The sequence below is a fragment of the Shewanella sp. MF05956 genome (assembly GCF_059758055.1).
In genome coordinates, this window is record NZ_JCAYNV010000009.1 from 22,132 (window position 1) to 48,267 (window position 26,136).

23 protein-coding genes are annotated in these 26,136 nt (G+C 44.2%); 7 read left to right on the forward strand and 16 right to left on the reverse strand.

What is annotated here, in order from left to right; translation table 11 throughout:
* Positions 1-179 precede the first annotated feature (179 nt).
* Entirely contained in the window at positions 180-2,114 is a 1,935-nt protein-coding gene (locus AC19MX_RS11170; protein ID WP_498298084.1) for an alpha/beta hydrolase family protein, read from the reverse strand.
* Positions 2,115-2,179: 65 nt separating this feature from the next.
* On the reverse strand, positions 2,180-3,523 hold the full coding sequence (locus AC19MX_RS11175; RefSeq protein ID WP_498298086.1) for an MATE family efflux transporter: 1,344 nt from the start codon (positions 3,521-3,523) through the stop codon (positions 2,180-2,182).
* A gap of 14 nt (positions 3,524-3,537) precedes the next feature.
* On the opposite strand from AC19MX_RS11175, the gene AC19MX_RS11180 reads away from it, so the two are divergent.
* Positions 3,538-4,596, forward strand: a complete 1,059-nt coding sequence (locus AC19MX_RS11180) for a polysaccharide deacetylase family protein (RefSeq protein ID WP_498298088.1) — start codon at positions 3,538-3,540, stop codon at positions 4,594-4,596.
* Positions 4,597-4,625: 29 nt separating this feature from the next.
* Here the strand turns inward: AC19MX_RS11180 and AC19MX_RS11185 are convergent, their stop codons facing one another.
* The 5 genes from AC19MX_RS11185 to AC19MX_RS11205 are packed head-to-tail and all read right to left on the reverse strand — an operon-like array spanning position 4,626 to position 8,599.
* Complete coding sequence (locus tag AC19MX_RS11185) at positions 4,626-5,249, reverse strand: SCO family protein (RefSeq protein WP_498298090.1); 624 nt, start codon at positions 5,247-5,249, stop codon at positions 4,626-4,628.
* 14 nt (positions 5,250-5,263) lie between these two features.
* Complete coding sequence (gene cyoE, locus AC19MX_RS11190; RefSeq protein ID WP_498298092.1) at positions 5,264-6,175, reverse strand: heme o synthase; 912 nt, start codon at positions 6,173-6,175, stop codon at positions 5,264-5,266.
* A gap of 13 nt (positions 6,176-6,188) precedes the next feature.
* Positions 6,189-7,169, reverse strand: a complete 981-nt coding sequence (locus AC19MX_RS11195; RefSeq protein ID WP_498298094.1) for a COX15/CtaA family protein — start codon at positions 7,167-7,169, stop codon at positions 6,189-6,191.
* Positions 7,169-7,720 (reverse strand): redox-active disulfide-containing membrane protein, encoded by a 552-nt coding sequence (locus AC19MX_RS11200; protein ID WP_498298096.1) that lies wholly within the window; start codon positions 7,718-7,720, stop codon positions 7,169-7,171. Before AC19MX_RS11200 ends, AC19MX_RS11195 begins: the two co-directional genes overlap by 1 nt.
* A 45-nt stretch (positions 7,721-7,765) precedes the next feature.
* On the reverse strand, positions 7,766-8,599 hold the full coding sequence (locus AC19MX_RS11205; RefSeq protein WP_498298098.1) for an SURF1 family protein: 834 nt from the start codon (positions 8,597-8,599) through the stop codon (positions 7,766-7,768).
* On the opposite strand from AC19MX_RS11205, the gene AC19MX_RS11210 reads away from it, so the two are divergent.
* Positions 8,547-8,765 carry a DUF2909 domain-containing protein gene (locus tag AC19MX_RS11210; RefSeq protein ID WP_498298100.1) on the forward strand — a complete coding sequence of 73 codons (219 nt, stop codon included), beginning with the start codon at positions 8,547-8,549 and terminating at the stop codon, positions 8,763-8,765. The genes AC19MX_RS11205 and AC19MX_RS11210 overlap by 53 nt on opposite strands.
* Before the next feature lie 11 nt (positions 8,766-8,776).
* Here the strand turns inward: AC19MX_RS11210 and AC19MX_RS11215 are convergent, their stop codons facing one another.
* From AC19MX_RS11215 to lexA, 6 genes are all read right to left on the reverse strand, one after another.
* On the reverse strand, positions 8,777-9,652 hold the full coding sequence (locus AC19MX_RS11215; RefSeq protein ID WP_432400633.1) for a cytochrome c oxidase subunit 3: 876 nt from the start codon (positions 9,650-9,652) through the stop codon (positions 8,777-8,779).
* Positions 9,649-10,212, reverse strand: a complete 564-nt coding sequence (locus AC19MX_RS11220; RefSeq protein WP_498298102.1) for a cytochrome c oxidase assembly protein — start codon at positions 10,210-10,212, stop codon at positions 9,649-9,651. The genes AC19MX_RS11215 and AC19MX_RS11220 overlap by 4 nt, the downstream gene beginning before the upstream one ends.
* Position 10,213: 1 nt before the next feature.
* A complete protein-coding gene (gene ctaD, locus AC19MX_RS11225; protein WP_432400629.1) occupies positions 10,214-11,809 on the reverse strand; it encodes a cytochrome c oxidase subunit I in 1,596 nt (531 codons plus the stop codon).
* 10 nt (positions 11,810-11,819) lie between these two features.
* A complete protein-coding gene (gene coxB, locus AC19MX_RS11230) occupies positions 11,820-13,853 on the reverse strand; it encodes a cytochrome c oxidase subunit II (protein ID WP_432400627.1) in 2,034 nt (677 codons plus the stop codon).
* A 392-nt stretch (positions 13,854-14,245) separates the two neighbouring features.
* Entirely contained in the window at positions 14,246-14,752 is a 507-nt protein-coding gene (locus AC19MX_RS11235; RefSeq protein WP_432400625.1) for a cell division inhibitor SulA, read from the reverse strand.
* Entirely contained in the window at positions 14,749-15,363 is a 615-nt protein-coding gene (gene lexA / locus AC19MX_RS11240; protein WP_432400623.1) for a transcriptional repressor LexA, read from the reverse strand. Before lexA ends, AC19MX_RS11235 begins: the two co-directional genes overlap by 4 nt.
* Positions 15,364-15,627: 264 nt before the next feature.
* Here lexA and plsB point away from each other — a divergent pair, with 264 nt between their 5' ends.
* From plsB to AC19MX_RS11265, 5 genes are all read left to right on the forward strand, one after another.
* On the forward strand, positions 15,628-18,051 hold the full coding sequence (gene plsB / locus AC19MX_RS11245; protein WP_498298104.1) for a glycerol-3-phosphate 1-O-acyltransferase PlsB: 2,424 nt from the start codon (positions 15,628-15,630) through the stop codon (positions 18,049-18,051).
* Complete coding sequence (gene mtr, locus AC19MX_RS11250; RefSeq protein WP_498298105.1) at positions 18,051-19,307, forward strand: tryptophan permease; 1,257 nt, start codon at positions 18,051-18,053, stop codon at positions 19,305-19,307. Before plsB ends, mtr begins: the two co-directional genes overlap by 1 nt.
* Before the next feature lie 120 nt (positions 19,308-19,427).
* Positions 19,428-20,207 carry a VOC family protein gene (locus AC19MX_RS11255; RefSeq protein ID WP_498298107.1) on the forward strand — a complete coding sequence of 260 codons (780 nt, stop codon included), beginning with the start codon at positions 19,428-19,430 and terminating at the stop codon, positions 20,205-20,207.
* Positions 20,208-20,307: 100 nt separating this feature from the next.
* A complete protein-coding gene (locus AC19MX_RS11260) occupies positions 20,308-20,568 on the forward strand; it encodes a hypothetical protein (protein ID WP_498298108.1) in 261 nt (86 codons plus the stop codon).
* Positions 20,568-20,846 (forward strand): hypothetical protein, encoded by a 279-nt coding sequence (locus AC19MX_RS11265; RefSeq protein WP_432400614.1) that lies wholly within the window; start codon positions 20,568-20,570, stop codon positions 20,844-20,846. The genes AC19MX_RS11260 and AC19MX_RS11265 overlap by 1 nt, the downstream gene beginning before the upstream one ends.
* Before the next feature lie 88 nt (positions 20,847-20,934).
* Here AC19MX_RS11265 and AC19MX_RS11270 read toward each other — a convergent pair whose 3' ends face one another.
* The 3 genes from AC19MX_RS11270 to AC19MX_RS11280 all read right to left on the reverse strand — a co-directional run bounded on the left by AC19MX_RS11270 (position 20,935) and on the right by AC19MX_RS11280 (position 26,101).
* On the reverse strand, positions 20,935-24,066 hold the full coding sequence (locus tag AC19MX_RS11270; RefSeq protein WP_498298110.1) for an efflux RND transporter permease subunit: 3,132 nt from the start codon (positions 24,064-24,066) through the stop codon (positions 20,935-20,937).
* A gap of 11 nt (positions 24,067-24,077) precedes the next feature.
* Positions 24,078-25,556, reverse strand: coding sequence for an efflux RND transporter periplasmic adaptor subunit (locus AC19MX_RS11275; RefSeq protein ID WP_498298112.1), 1,479 nt, complete (start codon positions 25,554-25,556; stop codon positions 24,078-24,080).
* Positions 25,557-25,696: 140 nt separating this feature from the next.
* The gene (locus AC19MX_RS11280; protein WP_498298113.1) at positions 25,697-26,101 is read right to left on the reverse strand and encodes a hypothetical protein; all 405 of its coding nucleotides are present in this window, start codon (positions 26,099-26,101) and stop codon (positions 25,697-25,699) included.
* Between the last annotated feature and the right edge of the window lie 35 nt (positions 26,102-26,136).

Genomic DNA, 26,136 nt, shown 5'->3' on the forward strand with positions numbered 1-26,136 from the left:
GATGCAACAAAGAAATGAACGGTCTGAGTGCCTCCTGCAAGGCGGGTTTCTGTGCCTTCTATGCTGCTTAATAGCATTTTGACGTAGAGCAACTATGCCTTCAATCCTATTACTTGCCTAGAAGACACAGAATTCCCGCTGAATGACCAGATAATTAGTGGAATGGGTATAACTTGAGATTATTTTACCCCAAGATTGGCAGCCAGGAAGCGCTCTATTTCAATAAATGTGGTTAAGCGGTGTTCATTACTGCTCAGGTAATGGTCGCCATTTTCAAGCGCAACGTATTTAACTGGTTTATTTAACTCGTTAAGTTCATCGTACATTGCTTCGCTATGTTCTGCTTTTACCACTCGATCTTTAGTGCCGTGAATTAACAATACGGGCACCTTGATACTGGCAGCCTTACTGATAGGTGATCGTTGGTATAAATCATCATAATCATCACCAATTTGTTTTTTAACGATTTTACTGTTGTCGTAGTTACGTGATGATTTTACTAAGCTTTCAAGATCTGTCACACCTGCAATACTGATAGCACATTTGTACAAATCGGGTGTTTTTGCCACCCCCATTAATGCGGCATAGCCACCGTAGCTTGCGCCGACAATACACATGCGTTTAGGGTCGGTAATGCCTTGTTGCACTAGCCAATGAGCGCCATCTTCGATGTCATTTTGCATCTCAAGCCCCCAGTTTTTTAGCCCTGAATTCATAAACTGAAAGCCATATCCAGCAGACCCTCGAAAATTCATCTGTAAGACGGCATAACCTCGGTTAGCGAAAAATTGTGACCAGTAATCAAATGCAGTTGAGTCGTAACTAATCGGCCCACCATGCGGAAAAATAATGGTGGGTAAGTTTTTGGCTTCAGTGTCTTTTGGTGTTGTTAAAAAGGCTTCAATAGCTAAACCGTCACGGGCATTGTAATTAACCTTTTTAGGTTTAGCCAAGACCTCAGGCGGCAATTGGCTATAACGATAAGCGATTGGATAAAGTTCTCCTTTGTCCCGGTCGCCATAAAAGTAAGTACCCGATTCAATGGGACCAGTGCTGTAGACCAAATAGCGTCGTTCATTGTCGCTTAATTGATTAATGACATTATGAGATTCTGGTAATACATCGTTTAAACCGTTATTGAGCTTGATGTAGTCGTTATCCCAAAATAAGAATTCCCCTTCAATATTGGTATCAATACCGATGACTTTTTGTTTTAAATTGGAATAAATGAGCTGGCCTTCGACATCATAATTCTCGTTTTGATAAACCAGTTCTTTAGTCAGATTAGAGTCGGTTAAATTCACTTTAAAGATAGCTTTTAAACCTTGATGGTAAGCACTGACATAAAGGATGTTCGAGTCATGGTCAAAGCCGATAGGCCATATGGCATCTTCACCTAATGCTTCAAACTCCCATAATAAGCGTAGGTCGCCATCGGCTTCTTGTTGCTCATAAATACGGTAGCTTGTATCGTCGCGATAAATGCCAATGCGTACCTGGTTTTGCCTGTCTGTTAACCAATTTTCAATGTACTTCTGTGCGTGTTGCTTTATCTTTATTCCACCGCTTTTTAAGCTGACTTTAATCACGCTTTCATATTGCATCTTAGAGCCTAAGTCACTTATTTGCATAAGAATATGGTCAGGGTCGTTATCAAGATAATCGACGATAGAAGATTGTATTTGTGGCACGTCTACAAATCGTGAAAAAGTGCGTTTAGAAAACACACTGGAGGTTTTATTGTCGCTAAGTGAATACTTCATTAAGCGCGTTTCAGTTGTAGGAATACCGCGACGGGTGGCAGGGTACTTAGCGGTGATTAAGATAATGTCATCACTTGCCCAGGTGAGTGACAAAATCACAAATTTTTGATTGTCAGTTTGGACTGGGAAAATATCTTTATTGGTTTTAATGTCGCGAATGCTCAACATTTGTCCGTCGAGAGTCTTATTGTTAACCCTAATTAGCGAAGCGACTTTTGTACCATCAGGCGATAAGGTGACAAAGCGCACATCTGGGAGATTGGCAAACGCTTCAACAGGGAGGGAAGTTGCTAGGGCAATATTTGAGAGTTGAATATATGTGATGGCTAAAAGCCATAAAATCCTTTTCATTAAAAATCCGTTTAAAAAAATGTTGTCAGAATGTTACATTTTCGCATTGTGGCGTTCAATGATTATTATGCGGTAGCCAGTCTATATCTCAGCTTATAATAATAGTGCCAACCTAAGGTTATGCTTCTGCATAGCATAAATATCGACATGGCCGCCCACAGGCTGTTATTACCCCATGGTTGCAATAAATACCAACATGGGAAATACACTGCAAAGGTCGATATAATCATACTGTTACGCATAATCTGTCCCTGGGCTGCACCAATGTAAACGCCGTCAAATAGGTAACAGCCGAAGGCTAGAATGGGCATGAATATCAGCCAAATAAGGTATTGATTAGCACTATTTTGTACGGCCTCAACATTGGTTAAGAGTTGAATTATCCATGCCCCAGCCCCCCAGAATAACAAGCTAAACAGTACTGCTGTTGAGGCTGACCAACAAAAAGCCAGCACTACACTTTCGTGCAGTAGTTTGGGATTTTTTTGTCCAAATGCGCGGCCGACTTCGGCTTCAGCATAATAGGCTATGCCATCAAGTGCGTAAGAGATCAGCATTAACAGGTTAAGCAACACCGCATTAGCCGCTATGATGTTATCGCCTAATCCTGCCCCGTAGAATGTCATAAAACTAAACGCGGCTTGCAGGCACAAACTGCGGATAAAAATGTCGCGATTGAGCGACAATAAACGCCTATAACCGCGAAGTGTGAGTTGGCTTAAGCTGCGTTTTAAATCAAAGTCACCCATATTAACGAGCTGACGTTTAACCATGATAAGTGCTACTGAGAATGCACAAATATCGGCAATCACAGAGGCTAACGCAGCACCTCTTACGTCCCATTTAAAGACCATAACAAAGACAATATCGAGGATGATATTGATACAATTAGCTATAATGAGCTGCCACATGGCCGCTTTAGGCGCTTGGCGTCCGAGCAGCCAACCTAATAACACCAAATTGACTAACGCGAACGGCAGTGACCAGATCCGGATATCGACATATTGACGACAGTACAGCATGACCTGTTCGCTGGCATCACTGAGACTTAGCGCAAAGTTTACGAGGGGAGACTGCAACATAACGCAGGCAAACCCTAAGGTTAATGCTAAGATACAACCTTGTAACAATAATTGTTGTTGCGTTATTTTATCGTCTGCACCATAAGCTTGTGCGACGAGTCCGGTTGTCGACATGCGTAAAAAGCCGAGCAACCAAATCATTAAGGTGATAACGGTACTGCCAAGTGCAACCCCACCAAGATAGTAAGCTTGACCTAAATGGCCAATCACTGCGGTATCGACTAACCCTAAAAGTGGGATAGTGATATTTGACAGTATCATCGGTGTCGCTAATGCCAATAATTGACGATGTTTATGGCGATTTAATAGTAATACGCTAACTGACATAGGTATGAGTAATCATGGTTAAAAAAATAGTATTAGGCTTGATGGTTATCTGTTTTAGTTTGTTTCACCTTAACGCACAAGCGGTGGTAATTTTACAATACCATCATGTTTCAGAGAGCACGCCAAAAAGCACGAGTGTTACTCCCGCACAATTTGCCGAGCAGATGCAGTACTTAGCAGACAATCACTTTACGGTAATGCCATTAAGTGATGCCGTCGATGCGCTAAAGAATAACACGGCAATTGCCAATAATAGTATTGTGATTACCTTCGATGACGGCTATGAAAGCATCATCAAAAATGCTGCGCCCATTCTCGCATCCCATCAATTCCCATTTACGGTGTTTATATCGCCAGCACCTATTATTGCTGGCTATGACGAGATGATGAGCTGGCAAGACATCAATACCTTAGCAGAACAAGGCGCGACCATTGCAAACCATAGCTGGGGACATGAACATCTTATTCGTCGTTTACCCAAAGAAACTGCAGAGCAATGGCATGACCGAGTAGAAAGCAATATTTTAGCTACAGAGACTGAGCTGCTTAAACAAACAGGCCAAAGTGCAAAAATGTTTGCTTATCCTTATGGTGAATACACTGCGAAATTAGAAGCCATATTGGAAAAACACGGTTTTGTTGGTTTTGGCCAGCAATCTGGTGCAGCGGGCGAGTACTCGTCTATTACTGCATTACCACGATTTCCGGTGGCGAATGCTTATGCCGATTTATCAAGCCTTACAGTGAAGTTTTCAAGCTTGCCGATGCCAGTGCTGAAGCAGAATATCAGTGAACCAGTGCTAGCTTCTGGCAAGTTTAGGCCTAAGTTAGTTATTACTCTCGACACTACGGATTTGTACCCACATCAATTGATGTGTTTTATCCAAGGGCAAGGTGCTAAAAAGCCGATATGGATAGAAGAAGATACCTTTAGTATTCAAGCTCCTGCTGATATGGCGCCAGGTCGTTCACGTTATAATTGCACCGTACCGAGTAAAACCCGTACGGGTTATTATTGGTTTTCGCAAATGTGGATTAGGCCAAAAGATGACGGTAAATGGCCGCAAGAATAACGCCATTGCAGCCAGTTTAATTTCCTTTGCTAACGCCAGGTGCTAACAATCTGGTCAACGTCGCTAATCAGTTCGCTATTGAGAATTTGTGGTAGTTGGCCGGGTGCCGGCTTGGTTTTAAATACTGCTGTTTTCTCTCCGCGAGGTGATACCAACACATAAGATGCACTGTGATCCACTTGATAGTCACTGTCTTCACCTACCATGGCGTAGACAAAACCCAGGTCGCGACTAAATGGAAACAACGAAGTGTGTTCTGCACTGACGGCTTTAAATTCCTTATTAAAAAAATTGATGTAATCGAGACGCTTAATTTGGGTATCTCGCTCAGGATCGGCTGAGACAAACACCACTTGAAACGAATCGGATATTTTTTGTAATTTAGGGTATGCCGCCGCTAACTTATTTAAGGTAGTAGGACATACGTCAGGGCAGGCGGTATAACCAATAAAAAATAAGCTCCATTTACCTTGTAAGGATTGATTGGTAAATGGATTGCCGTATTGGTCTGCAAGCGTAAAAGGTGCTAATGCTCTAGGCTGATCAAACACATAGCTAGTGGCCAAATCGAGCGGCTTATCTTGAGTGGTTTTAAACGCAAACACCCCGACAATGGTGAGCAATATGAAACCTGCCGCAATGAGTATTTTCAATACAGATATCCTTTCTATGGATTAACCCAAAAGTAATGATCAACCAACAGTACAATAAATAACACCATTAAATGATAGATTGAGAAGGTAAATACCTTCATGGCTAAGCCTGGGTAATCATGGTATTTAAGCTGCCACGCCTTGTAAATAAACCCACAACTCAAGAGGGTTGAACCCACCAAATAAATGGGTCCACACATGCCAACTAATACCGGTAATAAGCACGCAATTGCCAACAAAATGGTATACAGCAAAATGCACGTCTTGGTAAATTCTACCCCATGGGTTACGGGTAGCATAGGGATGTCGACTTTAGCGTATTCTTTACGGCGATGGATAGCTAACGCCCAAAAGTGTGGCGGTGTCCAGGTGAAGATGATAATCACTAAAAGTAATGCATAGCCATGAAGTTCGTTGGTGACGGCGGTCCAGCCGAGCAATGGGGGCATTGCCCCTGCTAATCCTCCAATAACAATATTTTGCGAAGTGGCTCGCTTAAGGTAGGCGGTATACACCAGCGCATAGCCAATAAGGCTGGCAAACGTTAGCCAAGCGGTAAGCTGATTGACTAATGTATACAGAACGATAAAACCAATGACTCCCAGTGAAATCGCAAATACAGCTGCTTTAGTTGTCGATATTTTGCCTTTAGGCAATGGCCTGTTGTAAGTTCGCGCCATTAAACCATCAATTTTACGATCGATTAAATGATTAAATGCTGCTGCCGCGCCCGCCATCATCGCAATGCCTGCCATTCCGGCGACCAATGGCTGTAAAGGCACAACTCCAGGTACGGCTAAACACATGCCCACTAAGACGGTCAGCAGCATTAATGCCACAACTTTCGGTTTAGTCATTTCAAAATAGGCACGCCAAGAGAGCGTTATTTTTTGTTGTGGTTGGCTTAGAGTAAGAGGTTTTGTCATGGTCTATCCTCGTTTATGCTTTACGCCACAGAGCGTAATTAATAAAGACTAAAGTGAGCAGCAATAATGCCGCCCCCGCGTTATGGGACACGGCAATGCCCAGTGGTAAATTCATTACCACATTGCTTATCCCAAGGCCGACTTGAACAACGACGAGCAATAGCAATATAAAGGCACTATTGCGCATAATGTGTGAGTGTGAATAACGTAGTTTTATTGCGAGCCAAATCAGCATAACTGCAGTGACTACCGCCCAAATACGGTGGCTAATATGAATAGTCATCCGTGTCGGATAGTCTAAAACACCAAATTCAAAACTGGGGTGTTCGCCTTGAAACGGCGAAAATGCATCGGCGAAGCGCAAGTTATCAACCCAGTTGCCTTCGCAAATCGGTAATGTCGTGCAAGCGAGTGCCGCATAATTTGATGATGTCCAACCGCCTAGTACAATTTGAATAATCAGTACCCCTAAACACACTAGCGCTAATGGCATTAGTTTACGTGCATGGCTATCTCCGCCGGGGATCCGCAGCGGCTTAAGGCGCAAATACAGCAATAACAGTAAGGCAAATAAACTAAAGCCGCCAATAAGGTGCGCCATGACTACGATTGGCATGAGTTTCATAGTGACGGTCCACATGCCAAGTGCGGCCTGGAATATAATCAATATGGCTATAAAGCTGGGGAGTTTTTTCGGCGCATTGGCTTGCTTAAAACACATAATGAGAATGGCTAACACCATTAAGCCGAGTGTGCCGGCAATGTAACGATGGATCATTTCAAGCCAGGCTTTTTCTGGCTCTATGGTCATATCTGGGAAACGTTGTTCAATGCTAGCAAGATCATGGCTTGCGCTCGGTACCGATAAATGGCCGTAACATCCTGGCCAATCTGGACAACCTAAGCCCGCGTCCGACAAACGAGTGTAGGCACCCATTAAAATGACCGCGAGGGTAAAGACTAAAGTGAATTTAATGAGTCTTTGAATTGCCATTAGCCAACCCTCGATAACTTAAGCATTTTGCGTAAATCAGCAATCATGGCTTTGCCCTGAGCGATATTGGCATCGCGGCCTGTCACTTCATTGTATTGCATAATTAAGCTGCCGAGCGGGTCAACAATCACCAGTTGTTGTTGGGTCAATAATGCCGCTAAGGCTTGGTTCACGGGGACTTGTTGGAAAGAAATTCCTAGCTTTTTAAGCGTATTAATATCGCTATTTCTGTCGATTAAAATTATCGGGATGACTCTGTCGCGGTCTTTGCCTAAGGCGATATAGCCCTGATGCAGCACGTATAATCGGTCTTGGCACGATTGCTCGCAGATTTCTGGTAATAGATACAACATTTGCCACGAGTGTGGCTTTGGGTTGGGCATGGCAAGGGTTGAATAATTAATGTCAGGTGACATTAATGCGCCTTTGTTGGTGGCCCCACCTTGATACAAATCAAAGCTTAATACTAGTTTTGCCACCGCGACGGGTAACACGAAAACGGCCAGTAATAAGATTAATGTTTTATTACTTTTTTTAAGTTGGGAGTTCATTCTATCTCCTCGTATCATTATGATATTATTGTTATTTGTGTAATGTTAATGTCTTTTCTGTTGGCGTCGATATTGTTTATACATAATCCAACCCATTAACCCTAAAAACACCGCAGCCATAGTGAACCACTGCAAGGAATAGCCTTGATGTTTTTGGGCCGATAATGGGATAGGCACCCATGGCTGAGGCAATGAGTGCTGTGGAACGTTATCCGGTTGCAATACCGCAGCGGCAATATCGTGTTTCAATAACAACGTTAATGCTGGTATGTTGATATTTTGAAAGCGTATTGGTTTACCTGTGTGTATTTCAGGGTGGAGCTCATCACTCAATGGGTTGGCCTGTTTCTGATAAATCCGACCTGTTAATTGATATTGCCCTGACAAAATAGGTGTTAAAGCCGGTAGCTCTCGACGATCGTTACCTGCGGGGACAAATCCTAACTCCACTAGAATCCAGGGAGTGTCGGCCGTCACTTCAAATAGTTGATAAGCTAAATATCCCACCTGACCTTGGTACACTTGATTGTCTAACAGTAACAAGGGTTGCTTGAGTGGTGTCGCCTGTACCGATAAACGATAACCTGTCAGCAAGGCTGTTTCAGGAGCTGTATCTGTCGGTGTATTAGGGTTCATTAATGTTAACAGTTGCTGATAATCTAGCGGTGCTTGCTGCTGGCGCATGGCCAATGTCGCTTGCCATTGCTCTTTATACTCTGCACGCGCTAACTGCCAAAACCCGAGCTTGACCAAAATCCAAAACACGCTCACTGTAATTAAAACCAACAACACTCGAGACACACCCACACTACTAAAAGGATTGCCTGTGACAGCCCCATTACTTGTTAAGTTAGTTTTAGTCTCGTTGCTTATATTCATAATTTTTAATTTAGGTAGAGCATTGTTTATTATGGTTAAAGGTCAGCATGAACAACCCATGAGTCAATATTTAGGCCGACGCGTTTTATTCTCCGTGGCCGTTGTATTGGTCCTGCTGGTGGCTTTAGGGTTGGGTTATATTCAACCCAACACCCGGCCTTATTAATACTCAGCGTTTTACAACACATACACAAAGATGAATAGGCATAACCACACCACATCGACAAAGTGCCAGTACCAACTGCCTGCTTGAAAAGCGAAATGCTTGTCTGGAGTAAAATGGCCTTTGATAATTCTGAGCAATAAAATAATCAAAAATAGGGTGCCAATGGTGACGTGCATACCGTGAAAACCGGTGAGCAAGAAAAAGGTATTACCGTACACCCCCGAAGTGAGCGTGAGGCCCATTTCTTGATAAGCGTGGCTATACTCTTCTACCTGTAATCCAAGGAAAACCGCCCCTAAAATCACGGTTAAGCCCAACCAAATAATGAGTGGCTTGCGCTTAGCTTTTTCTAAACTGACATGGGCAAAATGCAGCGTTACAGATGATGTCAGTAAGATCATCGTGTTAATAAGTGGTAAACCAGTCCATGGCATGGCTTCTGTGGTGGTGCCGTCAGGGGTTTTGATTAAAGGCCATACGGCTTCAAATGCTGGCCATAATACTTCTTGAGTCATGGCGTTATTTGATGCGCCGCCCAACCAAGGTACCGATATCATCCGCGCGTAAAACAAGGCACCAAAAAAAGCGCCGAAGAACATGATTTCAGAGAAAATAAACCAACTCATTCCTTGTCTAAACGACCGGTCCATTTGCGGTGAATATAACCCTGCCATTGATTCGTCAATGACGGTTTTAAACCAGCCAAATATCATAAAGATAATCACAGCGATACCGGCTAATAAAATGTAGCCGCCAGAGGTCTTTTCGGTGGCTAATTGCTGAATATAGTTACCCGCGCCAAAGGCGATTAAAAATAAGCCAATGGCGCCAATAATAGGCCAGCCACTTTGAGCTGGGACGTAATACGTTTGATGCTTTGTTGTCATCTTGCTGCTCCTTGCTTTGCCGATACCGCGAGTTTGTCAGTGATATCGTAAAGGGTATAAGAGAGAGTCAATGTATTAATGGACGCCGGTAAGTCTGGGTCCACGTAAAAAATCAAGGGTAGTTCTGCGCTAGTTGATGCGGCAAGTGGCTGTTGGTTAAAGCAAAAACATTCTGTCTTATTAAAATATGCTGCGCCTTGACCTGGCGATACCGAAGGGATCGCTTGGCCAATAATATTTTTTGTAGAGAGGTTTTTAACCAAGAATTTGGCATGAGTAAGTTCGCCAGGATGCACACTAATGTGATTCACTTTTGGGGTGAATTCCCATGGCATACCCGATTGCACTTGAGTCACAAATTCGATGGTGATTGTGCGCTTTTTATCAACAACCACCGCGTCATAACTGCTGGCACTATTTTGGGGTTTTCCGTTAATCCCTAAGGTGTCGCACAGCACGTCATATAGCGGTACCAATGCAAAACCAAACCCAAACATACCGACAGAGCCTAATATAAGCATGGTGAGTAATTTACGGTTTGATTTTGGTGTTGGGTTCATATCATTTAATCTCCGGTGGAGTGGTAAATGAATGATAAGGAGCAGGGCTTGGGATCGACCATTCTAAGCCATCAGCTGCTTGCCAAGGATTGTCACCTGCAGGTTTGCCACCTTTAATACACTTGAGTACAACCGCCAGAAATATTAACTGCGATAGTCCAAAGGCAAATCCACCAATGGAAACAATTTGGTTAACGTCGGCAAACTGGATTGCATAGTCTGGGATCCTGCGTGGCATACCCGCTAGGCCTAAGAAATGCATCGGGAAAAACAGTACGTTGACCGAGATCACTGAACACCAAAAGTGCCATTTCCCTAAGGTTTCGTTGTACATATTACCGGTCCATTTGGGCAGCCAATAATATGCCGCCGCCATAATGGAGAAGATGGCACCTGTAACCAATACATAATGGAAGTGAGCTACAACAAAATAGGTGTCATGGTATTGGAAATCCGCAGGGGTAATGGCAAGCATTAGCCCGGAGAATCCACCAATGGTAAAGAGAATAATAAAGGCGACAGCAAATAGCATGGGGGTTTCAAACGTCATTGAGCCTCGCCACATAGTGGCAACCCAGTTAAACACTTTCACCCCAGTTGGTACGGCAATGAGCATGGTGCAGTACATAAAGAACAGTTCTGCAAACACCGGCATACCCGTGGTAAACATATGGTGTGCCCAAACCAAAAACGACAGAACAGCAATACTTGCGGTTGCATACACCATGGAGGAATATCCAAACAGTGGCTTGCGGCTGAAGGTTGGGACAATCGCCGAAATAATACCAAAAGACGGTAAAATCATGATGTACACTTCTGGATGACCAAAGAACCAGAAGATATGCTGGAACATTACTGGGTCGCCGCCACCTGCAGCATCAAAAAAGCTAGTGCCAAAAAACTTGTCGGTTAGTACCATCGTTACCGCACCGGCAAGTACCGGCATTACTGCAATCAATAAAAATGCGGTAATTAACCAGGTCCATACAAATAGCGGTAACTTCATCCATGTCATGCCAGGCGCGCGCATATTCACAATGGTGACCACTACGTTAATCGCACCCATAATTGAGCTTATCCCCATAATATGGATGGAAAAAACAAACAATGCAGTAGAGTCTGGACTGTAAGTCGTCGATAACGGTGCGTAGAATGTCCAGCCGAAATTAGGCCCGCCGCCTTCCATAAATAACGAACCCAGCAACATGGTGAAAGCAAAAGGTAAAATCCAAAAACTCCAGTTATTCATGCGCGGCAGCGCCATATCTGGCGCGCCGATCATCATAGGTATTAGCCAGTTTGCTAACCCGGTAAAGGCTGGCATTACCGCGCCAAACACCATAATCAGACCATGAACTGTGGTCATTTGATTAAAAAAGTTTGGTTCAACTAGCTGTAAACCCGGTTGGAAGAGTTCTGCGCGGATGACCATTGCCATTGCGCCACCCGTTAAAAACATGATGAAACTAAACCATAAATACAAAGATCCAATGTCTTTATGATTGGTGGTCAGTATCCAGCGCATTAGCCCTTTAGGGGCACCGTGATGATGCTCATCATGCGCAGTGCCGATTGTATCGTGCGTTGTTGTGCTCATTGGTTTTCCCCTACTGTCCATGACTAGCGACATCGGCAGGTTGAACTGCCTCGCCAGAATTATTGCCCCACGCATTGCGCTCATACGTAATCACCGCAGCCATTTTTTGTGGGCTGAGCTGACTACTGAATGCCTGCATTGCCGTGCCGGGTTTGCCATGCATCACTATTTCGATATGCCCGCTTACTGGCCCTGTTATTACTGGGCTGCCAATCAGTGAGGGGAATGCGCCTGGTATTCCTGTGCCAGTAGGTTGGTGACACGCTGCACACGTAGCGGCATAGACTTGTTCACCTTCAGCCATAAGCTGTTCCATGGTGAGTGTGGGTGATGCTTCTGGTGTGACGACTTTGCCAACGGCTTCGGCTGCTTGATTAGCCGCATCGGTTACCGCGTCTGCAACAGTATCAACGACAGCGGTAGCTGTATCTATTGCTTGTGCTGCGGGCTTTGGTGAAGCTGCACTGTTACTAGAAAAATTACCCACATCCGCAGCTTGAACTGCATCACCTGAGTTATTTCCCCATGCATTACGCTCATAAGTAATCACAGCGGCAATTTGCTGTAGGCTAAGTTGAGCACTGAAAGCCTGCATTGCTGTGCCTGGTTTGCCGTGCATAACCATCTCGATATGCCCGCTTACTGGTCCAGTTATTATTGGGCTGCCAATGAGTGAGGGGAATGCGCCAGGTATGCCTGCGCCAGTAGGTTGGTGACACGCTGCACACGTAGCGACATAGACTTGTTCACCTTCAGCCATAAGCTGTTCCATGGTGAGTACAGATAAATCTTCTGGCGCCACGGCTTTTGCAACGGCTTCAGCAGCTTGGTTGACTGTTTCGGCTAGCGTATCAGCAGTATTATCAACCATAGCTGTTGCTGTGTTGGCTTTTGCTGCCGCTGCATTAGGTGCTGCGGTACCATTACTTGAAAATTTACCTACGTCTGCTGCTTGCACTGCATCGCCACTGTTATTACCCCATGTATTGCGCTCATAGGTTATGACTGCGGCAATTTCTTGAGCAGATAGCTGCTTAGCAAAGGCTTGCATCGCTGTGCCGGGCTTACCGTTGATCACAATATTAAGGTGATCTTCAACAGGGCCTTTAATAATCGGACTACCGATTAACGATGGAAATACGCCAGGAAGACCCGCGCCATTGGGTTGGTGACAGGCTGCGCAGCGAGCAAGGTACACTTGTTCACCTTGTTTGCTTAAATCGGCAAGAGATAAGGTTTGCGACATCGAGGCCGCAGCTGCTGCGGCTTCGGTTTTAGCCATTTGCTTTTGCTCAATCAGCCAATTATCAAAATCTGCTTCAGAAAGCGCATTGACCACTATGGGCATAAAACCATGATCTTTTCCGCAAAGTTCAGCACATTGACCACGGTAGATCCCGGGTTTATCAATACGCGTCCAGGCTTCGTTAATAAAACCGGGATTAGCATCTTTTTTAACGGCAAATGCCGGTACCCACCAAGAATGGATTACATCATCTGAGGTCATTAAAAAACGCACTTTGCGATTAATCGGTAATACCAGAGGCTTATCTACCTCGAGTAGATAGTTTTCACCTTTGGTTTGATCACCATCAATTTGTTCTCTTGGAGTTGAGAGTGTGCTGTAAAATTCTATGTCTTTATCGAAATAGCTGTAGTGCCATTTCCATTGCGACCCCGTAATTTTTATGGTCAGATCCGCATCGCTGGAGTCTTCCATTGCAATCAGGGTTTTAGTAGCAGGAATTGCCATAGCAATTAAGATGATAAACGGAATGACTGTCCAGGCTATTTCCACTTTAGTACTTTCGTGAAAATTGGCCGCGACAGCGCCTTTAGATTTGCGGTGATAGATCATTGAGTAAATCATGATCCCAAACACCACTAGCCCAATAGCACAACAGATATATAAAATGGTCATGTGGAGGTCGTAAACCTTACCACTGATATCTGTTACGCCTTGAGTCATGTTGAGGGGCATTTCTGCAGCCCCAAGCGGAAGTGCTATCAGCACAACCAATAAACAATACCACCATTGCTTCACAAGACTTCTCCTCTGCTTATTGCAAATAGCAACTACAAAGAAGAGTCACACAGTAAGTCTCTGCTCTATGCAAACTCTTCGGTTCCCAAAAAAGTTTGATGACCTCAAAGTAACTTGGTGGTTGTAAACTGGCAGTTTACGCTTTTATTGTTAGCTGAACACCACACTTGTACCTACGACTGAACTAATCAAATTGTATTGACGTATTCCCATCGATGGCGGTGTTATCTGCCAAATTACGTCAAATAAAAGATAAAAAATGTTTCATCCTTGTTAACAACATTACTTGTAGATTAAACATTGATCAAGATCACTTTGTTCGCTAATTGGCTGAAAAAAGGTAAAAAAAAGCCCTGAATTGGATGCAGGGCTTGGTGTTGAAGGGTTCGTACTTAATGAAATGCTGAAAAATTACTTGTTGCAGAAGGCATTGTTGGATTAACGATTTGATGTTTTTCAGGTAAGTGAGTATTCACATCTTCAATTACCACACCTAAAGCGCGTGCACTTTTGGCGACAATTTCTAAACGGCGACTGTCACGAGCATCTAATGAACTCGTCCAGGTAATCACAGCGCTTGAAGTGCCACTGGTTAATGCTTTTTCCATTGCCCATAACGTTTCAACTTCATCTTTAGTGTGTACTAGTAAGATTCGGTCCATTCTTACACCAGCACTTGCCAGCATGTGCTTATAACCAATATGCGGAGGACTAATGAGCACTATCCAGCGTCCTTGTCGGCTTAAGGTTGCTAACTGGCTGCACAGTTGCCCTAACTCAGACTCACCTTGAGTGACGGTTTGTAATGTTTGAATGGTTTGGTTGCCATACAATTCTGCTTCTGTTGAATCTGCCCATAAACCTGGGTGGCGCGGGGCAGTGCCCATTAGTTTGTTCATAACCAATCTCCATTACGGATAACGCCAACGGCAAGCCCTTCAATGGTGAGGCTTTGGCAACTTAAGTCTACTTTAATCGGGGTGTATGCTTCGTTTTCGGCATGTAGATAGACAACATTGCCTTTTTTCTCGAAACGTTTCACCGTGACGTCATCTTCAACGCGGGCCACAACTACTTGGCCATTACGTGCTTGCTGCATTTTATGAACGGCAAGTAAATCGCCCTCTAAAATGCCAATGTCTTTCATGCTGTCGCCACGTACTCGCAGTAAAAAATCGGCTGCGGGTTTAAACATGTTTGGGTCGACTTGATAATATTGCTCTACATGCTCTTGCGCTAAAATGGGTTCACCAGCAGCGACTTGGCCAATCAGCGGCAATCCTGTTTCTTGTTGTTCTTCATGAGGTAAGCGGATACCTCTTGAAGTGCCAGGCATGATCTCGATAAAGCCTTTTTTGGCGAGTGCTTTTAAATGCTCTTCGGCAGCATTTGCACTTTTAAAGCCAAGACGGTTCGCAATTTCAGCACGAGTCGGTGGCATACCTGTTTCGGCGATATTGTTTTTAATTAAGTCTAAAATTTCTGCTTGGCGCGGCGTTAACGGTCTCATGATGATTCCTGTCTTTTTATACAGTGACTGTCATTATATACAGTGTTTTTGTTCGCGCAAGTATTAACCAACCGTTTTTTGTTTTTTGTTACGGCATTGTTGCCTATCAGTATGTTTTATATCAGTTTCATTCTATATTTTAATTGAGTTGTTCAGTTAGGGACTGTTCACAAAGTAAAGATAAAACAGCCAGATAGTGTATCAAGGGTGGTTTCTGGTATCCTATGCAGCAATATTACAGTGGCTTATATTGCGAAAGTAACTATGTCAAAACCAAATTCAATATTTTTACGTGCATTAAAATGGGTACAGAAATCGATGGTTCAAACCATTGTTGTCCCGCATGACCCTTTTGATGATCTTAATTTAGATCCAAATAAACCATTGGTTTATGTCATGAAAACAGAGTCAATCAGTGATGCCGCTGCGCTAAGCGAAATCACTGAGGGCTTTGGAATGCCGAGTCCATATGACCCACTCATCGTTGATGGCTTAAAAGTGCCACGTATTGTGTGTTTGGAGGGGCGTAAGCCACTCTTTGGTAAACGCGAAAGTGGTGAAAAGTTTATCGACAGCTTTACCAGTTTATTGGCGCTTCATCGTCAACGTCCGGATTTGGATATTCAACTCGTTCCCGTGAGTTTGTACTGGGGGCGCACGCCTGGTAAAGAAGACGACAGTATGAAGGCGGCAGTGCTTGAGCGTGAAAGCCCAACGTGGTTACGCAAATGGCTAATGATTTTGTTTCTTGGTAGACATAACTTTGTCCAGTTCTCTAATGCATTATCTTTACGCTATATGGCAGATGAGCATGGATTTGATAAAAGTATTGCCCACAAATTAACCCGTGTAGCTCGAGTGCATTTCAGTCGTCAACGTAAAGTGATGACGGGCCCGCAGCTGCCCAACAGACAAATGTTTTTTGCTTCGTTGCTTAAATCGGATTCAATCAAAAAAGCGATTGAAGAAGAAGCCATTAACAAGAAAGTATCACCTGAAAAAGCCCGTGAAACAGCCATTGAATATTTAGATGAAATTGCCACGGACTATTCAGACAGTTTAATCCGTATCGCTGAGCGCTTCCTTACTTGGCTGTGGAACAAGCTATACAGTGGTATCAATATCAAAGGCGCTGAACAAATCCGTCAATTACACCATGATGGTCATGAAATTGTGTATGTGCCGTGTCATCGCAGCCATATGGATTACTTACTACTGTCGTATATTTTGTATTATCAGGGCATGGTGCCACCGCATATCGCTGCTGGAATTAACCTAAACTTTTGGCCAGCAGGCCCGATGTTCCGTCGTGGTGGCGCGTTCTTTATCCGCCGTAGCTTTAACGGCAACAAGCTATACACTGCTGTGTTTCGTGAATATTTAGACCAACTGTTTGCTAAAGGTTATTCGGTTGAATACTTCACTGAAGGTGGCCGTTCTCGTACCGGACGTTTACTTGCCCCTAAAACAGGCATGTTAGCCATGACTATTAATAGTGTATTGCGCGGCATTGAGCGACCTGTAACGCTTGTGCCTGTGTATTTAGGTTATGACCATGTGATGGAAGTCGCCACTTATCATAAAGAGTTAAGCGGCAAGAAAAAGCAAAAAGAGTCAGTGTGGCAAGTGTTTGGTGCCATTCGTAAGTTAGGTAATTTTGGCCAAGGTTATGTGAATTTTGGTGAGCCGATTAATCTACAAAACTTTTTAAATCAACAAGCTCCAGATTGGCGTGAAGAAGTGGCCAAAGACCCAGAGCAAAAACCGACTTGGTTTACGCCATCAGTTAACTTATTGGCTAACCGTGTGATGACTAATATTAACGGCGCTGCCGCCGCAAGTTCAGTGACATTAACCAGTTTAGTCTTGCTAGCTTCTGAGCGAAATGCATTAGAGCGCAGCTTGTTAGAACGTCAGTTAGATTTGTATTTAGCGATGCTGAAAACGGTACCTTATACAAATTATGCTTCTGTTGCAGAAGGTAATGGTAAATCGATTGTTGATCATTGTTTATCACTGAATAAGTTTGTCAGCACGAAAGATGCTATTGGTGAAATTATTTCTGTTGATGAAAAAATTGCTATCACCATGAGCTACTACCGCAACAATATCATTCACGTCATGGCGATTCCGTCGTTAATTGCCAGTTGTTTAGTGCAATATGATATTTGTGACCGCGAAAAAATTCATGCCGTCGTGATGGATTTTTATCCGTTGCTAAAAGCTGAATTATTTATGGGTATTGACGATGTGCCACAGCATATCGACAGCCTTTTGGACTTTATGGTTGAACAAGGCTTACTCAGTGGCGAAGCACATTTTGAAGTCACGCCTCGGTACACTGCGCAATTATTATTGTTAGCAGAAACTATCAGCGAAACGTTACAGCGTTATGCCATTATCTTTAACTTGTTAGCGATAAAGCCAGATTTAGAACGCTCAGAGCTTGAAACTGATAGTCACTTATTAGCACAGCGTTTAGGTGCATTGCATGGCATCACAGCGCCAGAGTTTTATGACAAAAAACTCTATAACACCTTAAGCGTTAAGCTAAAAGAACTGGGCTATTTATGCAGTGTTGAGCATCGGTCTGAAGTGATTAGAATTCGCGATTATGCAAACCAGTTATTGAGCTCATCAGTAAGACAAACCATTGTTGATAGTGTGCACGCGGAGCATGGACACTAATGGCCAACCATATGAATGGGGCAAAGCACCGTCCGCAAGGGAAGTCTCTATTGGGCGGTGCGATGATTATTGCGGGCACCACTGTGGGGGCTGGCATGTTTTCATTGCCAGTTGTGGGCGCGGGTATGTGGTTTGGCTATTCAATAGCCATGCTATTAGGTGTCTGGTTTTGCATGTTAATGTCGGGGTTATTGCTGCTAGAAGCTAACTTACATTTTGAACCCGGTGCTAGTTTCGATACGTTAACCCGTGAAACCTTAGGCCAATTTTGGCGAGTCATTAACGGCGTATCCATTGCATTTGTCTTGTACATTTTGACCTACGCTTATATCAGTGGTGGCAGCTCTATTGTTAATCATAGCTTGTCGGCACTTGGCGTAACCTTACCTCAAAGTGTTGCCGGTTTAGTGTTTGCGGCAGTGTTAGCGTTCATCGTATTGATTAGTACTAAAGCGGTTGATCGTATTACCACCATCATGCTCGGCGGTATGGTGATTACCTTCTTTTTAGCAATAGGTAATTTATTGATTGAAATCGACACCACTAAGTTAGTGTCACCAGACGGTGAAAGCCGTTATTTGCCGTATTTATTTGCTGCAATTCCCTTTGGCTTAGCCAGTTTTGGCTACCATGGAAATGTACCGAGTTTAGTTAAATACTATGGTAAAGATGCTAATACGATTGTCAAAGCGATAGTCGTTGGCACTAGCATCGCCCTCATTATCTATGTGTGTTGGCTTATCGCGACCATGGGTAATATTCCGCGTAGCCAATTTGCTGATGTGATTGCCAAGGGTGGCAACATTGGGGTGCTGGTTGAGGCTTTATCGGGTGCGATGGTAAGTCAGTGGCTTAACAATATGCTGACGTTATTTGCCAATTTAGCCGTAGCGTCATCGTTTTTAGGGGTGACTTTAGGTTTGTTCGATTATCTTGCCGATTTATTTGGCTTTGATGACTCGCGTTCAGGTCGTGTTAAAACCGCTGCAGTGACTTTTATTCCACCAACGATTTTGGGCTTATTATTTCCTAATGGTTTTATTATTGCCATTGGTTTTGCCGCATTAGCCGCTACCGTTTGGGCGGTAATTGTACCGGCTTTATTAGCCTATAAAGTGCGTCAATTGTATCCAGAATCAAGTGGGTTTAAAGTGCCGGGTGGGACCCCATTAATTGTGATTGTTGTGTTGTTTGGCATGATTACCGCAACCTGTCACTTACTGGCCATGGCCGATATTCTGCCGGTATTTAAATAAGCTGATTTGCACAGTGCATTTTAAAAAAAGCCTTCGTTTGAAGGCTTTTTGCTTTTTGGATGATATCAACTTAACTTATACCTATTACCTATCAGTAATTGCTACTACAGGATAACAATAATGAAAGTACAACAATATCAACAAGGACAGCCATGCTGGATTGAGCTGGCTACGCACGATTGGGATGCGGGTAAAGCGTTTTATCAGGCATTATTTGGTTGGGAAGCTGATGATATGCCAATGCCTGAAGGACATTACACTATGTTGCAAATTGAAGGTGACGATATTGGCGCGATGTACCCAATGCCAGAGGATATGCAAGCGTTGCCCACACATTGGACGCTCTACTTTGCTGTTGATGATGTTGATGTTACCGCTGAATTAGTTAAACAAGCTGGCGGACAAGTGATAGCTGGGCCACATTCGGTTGGGGACGCAGGCCACATGGCATTATGCACCGACCTTGAAGGTAGCCGTTTTGCACTGTGGCAAGGGCAAGATCATATAGGCATAAAACGGGCACAAGAAGCTAATACCTTATGCTGGGTTGAGTTAGCCTGTCGTGACACCGCAGCCGCTAAAACATTTTATAGTAAGGTGTTAGGCTATCAAACCAAACTTGCAGATATGGCCGATTTTGAATACACCGAATGGTATGTGGGTGAGCAAGCTGTTGGCGGCATGATGGAAATGACGGCAGAATGGGGCGATGCGCCAGCGCATTGGATGAACTATTTTGCAGTTGATGATTGCGATGCCGCGCTCGCTAAAGCAAAAAGTTTGGGTGCGACCGTGTGCGTATCCGCTACCGACATCCCTAATGTGGGACGTTTTTCGGTACTCAATGATCCGCAAGGCGGGTTTTTCTCGATTATTTCGCTATTGGACCCAGCAGCATAAACATTTAGCATCTTGTATTTACGTCATTATTTGAACTCAAATTAACAATCGATGTCTGAATAATTAGTGTTACACAAGGAGTACACCCAAGGATGAATTTATGACTCAAGAAACAACACAAACAGCATTAGCACGAATTAACCGCAGTATGCTAATGGTGGCCATTATCGATTTTCCCGGTACGTTATTGTTTGGTTTAGGGCTTTACGGAATATTTGCCGGCTTTGACGAAGGTTTTTTACCTATGCTAGCTCACCCAATGATCATTAATGCAATGTTGGTTATTGGTGGCGCGATTATGGCATGGGGAATGTTTAAGATGATGAGTTTAGCGCGTGAAAAACAAAGGATCACTCAATAATGAAAAAGCAGCTTGTTCAATCGACCCTCTTATCGAGCCTGATATTGTCTAGTTTACTTGTCTTAACGGCTTGTAGCGGCACGTCGCCAAACCGTTTAGGCAATGCTGGCAATGCCGACGATAATAAAAATGATACAGATTACATGATACTCAATCTGCCTATGGCGATTTTAGCCAGTGATCCATGCAAACACGGTCATCCTGATGATATCGCTGCATGTAAGAAGAAGAAACAAGATGAAGCGGATCAACTTAATGAGTCACTTAAGCGGAATTAACCTCAGCTTAATTTAGGTTGTTGATGTGATAATAAAAATCCCAAACAATACATTGTTTGGGATTTTGCTTTATAGCGTCTGCCAATGATTATGCAGGCAACCGTCGACCGTAAATGAGTAAGTAAATCGCTGGTATCACAAATAGCGATAATAGCGGCGCGGTGACCATACCGCCCACCATAGGTGCGGCAATTTTTTGCATCACTTCATTGCCTGAACCACTGCCCCACATGATGGGTAATAAGCCAAAAAAGATGGTGGCAACCGTCATGGCTTTAGGGCGTATGCGCATTACCGCTCCTTCGATAAGCGCAGCCGTTAAGTCGGCTTTAGTTTGATAGCGGTCTTCTCGTTTGTAAGCGGCAATGCTATTGTTGAGGTACACCTGCATCACCACCCCAAACTCAGCGGCCACACCAGCCAGTGCTATCATGCCAACCGATACCGCCACTGAGAAATTAAACTCGAGCGAGTAAAGTAACCATGCGCTGCCCACCAGTGAAAATGGCAAACTGAGCATAATCACCAGAGCCTGAATGGTTGAGTTAAAGGTCATCATCAATAAGATAAAAATCACCGCAATCATCAGCGGGATCACCAGTGTCATTTTAGCTTCAACCCGTTGCATGTATTCATATTGGCCCGCAAAGCTGTAGCTGTAACGCGCAGGTAAGCTAATTTGTTCATCGAGTGCGGTTTGAGCCTGGGTAATATACTCACCAATTGAAATATCTTTTAAGTCGACAAACACCCATGAAATAAGGCGGCCATTCTCACTGGCAAGCATTGGCGCGCCGTCGCTAATGGTTAGTTCAGCTAGGTAACTTAAGGGTAGGTATTTACCGGTTTTAGTGAGCACTGGCAGATCTTTTAGCTTTTCAATGTTGTCGCGTAACTCCCTTGGGTAACGAATGTTAATTGGGTAGCGTTCCTGACCTTGAATCGATTCGCCCACCGTCATGCCGCCAATGGCAATTTGCACCACATCTTGAATGTCTTTTAGTGTCATGCCGTAGCGAGCGGCATTTTTCAAGTTAGGAGTAATATCAATATAACGACCACCACTGCTGCGCTGTGCAAATGCCGATAAGGTGCCCGGTAATTGGCTTACTACTGCTTCTATTTCACTGCCTATTCGCTGTAACTCCTCAACATTCGACCCTGATATTTTGATGCCAACCGGGGTTCTTACCCCTGTAGACAACATATCAATACGGGTTTTAATCGGTTGCACCCAAGCGTTAGTCATGCCCGGAATACGTACCGTTTTTTGCAGCTCGGCAATGATACTTTCTAATGTCACACCTGCACGCCATTCGCTTGTGGGTTTAAGCATAATGGTGGTTTCGAGCATGGTTAACGGCGCAGGGTCTGTGGCGGTTTGAGCCCGGCCGACTTTACCAAATACCCGTTTAACTTCAGGCACCGTTTTAATCAGCCTGTCTGTTTGTTGTAAAATTTCAGCCGCTTTCCCTGCACTAACGCCGGGTAATGTGGTGGGCATATACAGCAAGTCACCTTCTTCTAGCGTTGGCATAAACTCTGAGCCCATTTGGCTAAGGGGATAATAGGCGCTGAGTAAGGCGACAATAGCCATAACGATGGTCATTTTTGGAAAACGTAACACCCATTTTAATAACGGTTGATATAACGCAATCAAGATACGACTGAGTGGGTTTTTACGCTCATCGGGGATTTTTCCACGAACAAAATAGCCCATTAATACCGGAATTAAGGTGATGGCTAAAATTGCCGATGCGGCCATAGCAAAGGTTTTGGTAAAGGCGAGAGGATGAAACAAACGCCCCTCTTGTGCTTCTAACGCAAACACAGGGGTAAAGCTTAAGGTAATAATTAATAAACTGAAAAACAGTGCAGGACCCACTTCAACAGAGGCTTCTTTTACTAGCTGCCAGTGTGCTTCGCCCTCAGGGGCACTGCCGTGTTGTTGGCGATAATGCTCTAAATGTTTGTGAGTATTTTCTACCATTACGATTGATGCATCAACCACCGCGCCGATGGCGATAGCTATCCCGCCTAGGCTCATAATGTTGGCATTCACCCCCATAAAATGCATCGCAATAAAGCTGATCAAAATCGAGATGGGTAGAGTGATAATGGCCACTAATGTCGAACGAGCATGCAGTAAAAATAATAAGCAAATCAGCCCAACAACCAGCATCTCTTCGAGCACTTTATGTTTGAGGTTGTCGACTGATCGCACAATCAGCTCTGAGCGGTCATAAGTGGTGACTAACTCCACTCCATCTGGCAGGCCATTACTGATTTGTTCGAGCTTAATTTTGACATTATTAATGGTTTCAAGGGCGTTTTCGCCGTAGCGCATCACCACAATACCGCCCACGACTTCACCTTGTCCATCAAGCTCTGCAATACCGCGCCTTGCCGCTGGGCCTGTGCGCAGCTGTGCGACATCTTTCATTAATATCGGTGTGCCGGTTTCAGATAATATACCCAACGGCACTTCAGCAAAATCAGCAATGGTTTGGCGATAACCACTTGAGGTGATCATGTATTCAGCCTCGGCCATTTCTATCACCGAGCCGCCGGTTGAGCTATTAGAATTGTCGAGGGCATTTTTAATGGTCATCAAATCGATTTGATACAAAGCCAATTTATGCGGATCGACGACCACTTGATAGGTTTGTTCCATGCCGCCAACTGTCGCGACTTCTGATACGCCAGCGACACTTTGCAGCTCAAGTTTTAAAAACCAGTCTTGCAGAGAGCGCAATTGCGCTAAATCGTATTGGCCTTTGCGATCTACAAGTGCGTATTGAAAAATCCAACCGACACCGGAGGCGTCAGGGCCTAAGCTCGGCGTCACCCCGTCAGGCAACTGATCTTGGGTTTGCGAAAGGTATTCAAGCACGCGTGAACGGGCCCAATAAATGTCGGTACCGTCTTCAAAAATCACATACACAAACGAGTCACCAAACATGGAGAACCCGCGCACGGTTTTGGCGCCGGGAACTGCCAACATGGCCGACGACAATGGGTAGGTTATTTGGTCTTCTACCAACTGCGGAGCTTGGCCTGGATAACTGGTTTTAACGATGACCTGTACATCTGATAAATCGGGCAACGCATCTAATGGCGTGGTGCGCATGGCTTGAAAACCCACCAGGGCAATGATTGCCGTAAACAACAACACCATAATACGGTTTTTAATTGAAGCATTGATAATTTGCGCTAGCATAGCAAGGCTCCTTAGTGTTGATGAACGTCAGTTTGGGCTTGAGTACCTGCACCACTTAAACGCTGCAAACTGCCTTGAATACTGGCTTCTGAATCAAGTAAAAACTGTCCAGATACGACCACTTTGTCGTGCTCATTTAAACCTTGGATAATTTCCGCTTTACCTTGAGCCATCATGCCGACTTTTACTGACACTGATGCAAAGCTAGTGTCGCTGCGCTGCACCACTACGCGGTTTTCTCTGCCGGTTAAAATCAACGCTTCAGTAGGTACCGTCAATACATCCAGTTTGGGTTGACCGTACAAGGTGACATCCACCAACGTGCCGGGCCTCAGTTTGTCTTGTATGTTGTTTAATTGAATTCTGACTCGCATAGCGCGGGTAACCGGGTCTAGCTCTGGATAGATATAATCAATGTTTGAATCAATATCAAACAGGCCTTGTGCCGCTGCGCTGACACTGACTTTACGCCCTTCTGTTAACCAACTTTGTTCGTTCTCAAATACGTCTGCAATGACCCATACACTGTCTAAATTGACAATTTCAAATAAGGTATCACCCGGTTGAATATACATGCCATGACGAATGGTTAACTTACTAATAAAGCCACTTTGCGGCGCATAAAACGGCACGCGATAAATGGTTTCTCCGGTTTTTTCTAGGCGATTAATCACCGCATTATCGACGCCTAATAATTCTAAGCGCTTACGGGCTTTACTCAATAATATGCTGCCACGTTGCTTGTCTTGTTTAAGGTAATCGAGCGCTTGTGAGTAATCATCTTGAGCATTAACGAGCTCTGGTGAATACAACTCATACAAGAGTTGACCTTGCTTTACCTGTTGGCCAACATTGTGCACTGTCAGCGTTTCAATCCATCCGGTGGCGCGAGTGTGTACATGGCCTATGGTATTTTCGTTGTATTGCACAGTGCCAATGGTATTGACTTGGCGCGATAAACTGCTCTTAGCCACTACATGGCTGCGCATACCTAGCGCTTGTTGCATTCCACCTGATACGCCCACCACAATTTCTTGGCTTGCGTCACCGACAGCCACTTTTTCTAAATTCATACCACAAATCGGGCAACTACCCGGCGCATCAGACACAACATGAGGATGCATTGGGCAAATATATTTAGTTGTCTGGGTGGGAGTTTTGTTAGTTACGCTTGGTTTGGCCATGGGTTGAAGTGAGCTAATCGGTTGCTCAAATACTTTTTTGGCAGCAGGCGTCATGTGTGCTTCGTTGTGAGCTACTGACTGAGATTCAACATCAGCTGTTTCAGGCTCTTTTGCGACTAAAAACATACCACATTTAGGGCAACTACCTGGCTTGTCACTCGTGACATCAGGGTGCATGGGGCAGTAATAATTGTGTTGATGCTGTTCATGCGTTGCCGGTTCAGATGCCGCATAGGCAGGGAAAGCCGTCGCGTAGCTTAATAAGCTCGCCGTTGCTAATAGTGCAACAATAAAAGCGTGTTTCATATCAACCTCTGGTCATGGTTGAGCGCGGCATACAATACAAAAATTGTGTTGCGCCAATACGCAGATAAACCATGAATATCATGTAAAAAATATAATCGAGTTTACGTCGTCGAGTTTACGCCGACATTATAGAAGTGAGGTTAAACAATAGGGGGGCGAAACGCAGGGGAGCCATCAATAGAGAATAATTGTGCAATCGGTAAGGTTACCGCAGTATCTTCAGGGGTAGGGCTAATCGCTATATCGGTACTGAAAACCGTGCCCGTAAAAGTAATGGTAAAGCAATGGCTGCAGTCATTAGTGCAACTAGCGGCATTATCACAACAATGGTTTGAGCTAGTGGCAATGTTTGTTTCATCTTGCATCATGCTGTGGCAATCACTGCCACTTTTCATGTCGTTTGGCATCACTTTCATGATCATCTGTTCATTCATCTTCATATCGCTGGGCATAATCATGGTATAGCCATTAGCTAACACACCTTGTCCGATTAAAGACAACAAAGTGCAAATAGCAATCAGGTAATGGCGAATAGATTTATGCATAACATCCTATAAGTGAACCAACATGTAAGCTTTAT